2 pseudogenes are annotated in these 1,401 nt (G+C 37.9%); both read left to right on the forward strand.

From position 1 onward, the window contains the following. Window positions 1–139 precede the first annotated feature (139 nt). Window positions 140–466 (forward strand): annotated as a pseudogene (locus FTV43_RS16215) (integrase); the annotation flags it as partial. A 140-nt stretch (window positions 467–606) separates the two neighbouring features. Then, a pseudogene (locus tag FTV43_RS15455) lies at window positions 607–1,266 on the forward strand (helix-turn-helix domain-containing protein); the annotation flags it as partial. Window positions 1,267–1,401 lie beyond the last annotated feature (135 nt).

Consider the following 1,401-nt stretch of genomic DNA (forward strand, 5'->3'; position numbering starts at 1 on the left):
AATAAAGAGCGTGTACACAGTGCACTGGGTTATGTATCACCTTTTGAGTTTGAAGCAATGTACTATGATAAGATTAACCCGTTAGGTCAGGTGGCCTAACTTAAATAAAAAAGTCTCCGACAAACCCAGTACGGTTCAATTAGAACTAAAGAAAAATTCTGATTCTAAATTCATATTTAGCAGTAAGGGTGCTGAATGTGGCCATATTGTTAATCCTTACGATAGCTTAGAGAAAATATGTAAAAAACTAAATATTGAACTTACTCCCCATGGATTGAGGAGATCATATAAAACGTTAGCTATTTGGGCAAAAATCAATGAAGGATCTTTAGCACAGATATCAGGTCATAAGCCAAGTGTGCTAGTTGAAAGACACTATATCGTCAGACCAATGGATATGCTTCGAGAAACGTTGCAAGAATACGAAAACTGGATTCTGAATTGTATTGGGATGGCGTCTACTTAACTTTACTATAAATAATTGTTTTATATATTTTTATTTTTTATGTAATTTAAAATTGTACATTGAATGTACAAGGTAATTCCCGTGTGAATGGGAATTGAACTGTGTGATTCATAGACATCATTTCAATATAATTGGTGTCTATGAACAGAGAAATTCAACAAAGACTCGTATGGGTTAAATTATTTGAAGAGACCAATGATGCTGGCCTAGTCTGTCGGAGATGTGGCATTTCTAGACCAACATTACGCAAGTGGTGGAAACGATATTCTGAGCAAGGTATTGATGGATTAAGTAGTCAGAGTAAACGCCCATTAAAATCTCCAAATACTAAAATCAATGCTGAGCTAGAAGCCTTAATATTGGAAATGCGCTCGGCTAGAAATCTGGGTGCTCGACGTTTGCAAACAGAATTGATGAGGCTGCACGGAGTCTCGTTGTCCTTAGCGACTATCCATAAAGTACTATCCACCCATCAAGTCAAACCGATTAAAAAATTCCGTCGTAAAGTAGATTTCATTCGTTATGAACGCCCATTACCAGGCGATAGAATTCAAATGGATACCTGTAAATTGGGTCCTGGGCTATATCAGTACACATCTATCGATGACTGCACACGATATCGCGTTTTAAGGATATATAAACGCCGAACAGCGGCGAATACGCTCGACTTTTTAGACTGCGTAATTGAAGAAATGCCTTTTCCCATACAGCGAATACAGACCGATCGTGGGCGGGAATTTTTTGCTGAAAAAGTACAGAAAAAATTGATGCAGCATGGAATCAAATTTAGGCCAAATAAACGTAAGCATCCGGCTAACACAGCCTTACCAAGCGATCCTATAAGCCTTAATTTAGTCCCCACCTAAAAACAAGTGGGGACTTAATCCATGAACATGGATATATATTCAGCAACACCTCCTGTTGCTAAAAAACGC

The sequence above is a fragment of the Acinetobacter sp. YH16053 genome (genome assembly GCF_013417035.1).
Taxonomy (GTDB): domain Bacteria; phylum Pseudomonadota; class Gammaproteobacteria; order Pseudomonadales; family Moraxellaceae; genus Acinetobacter; species Acinetobacter towneri.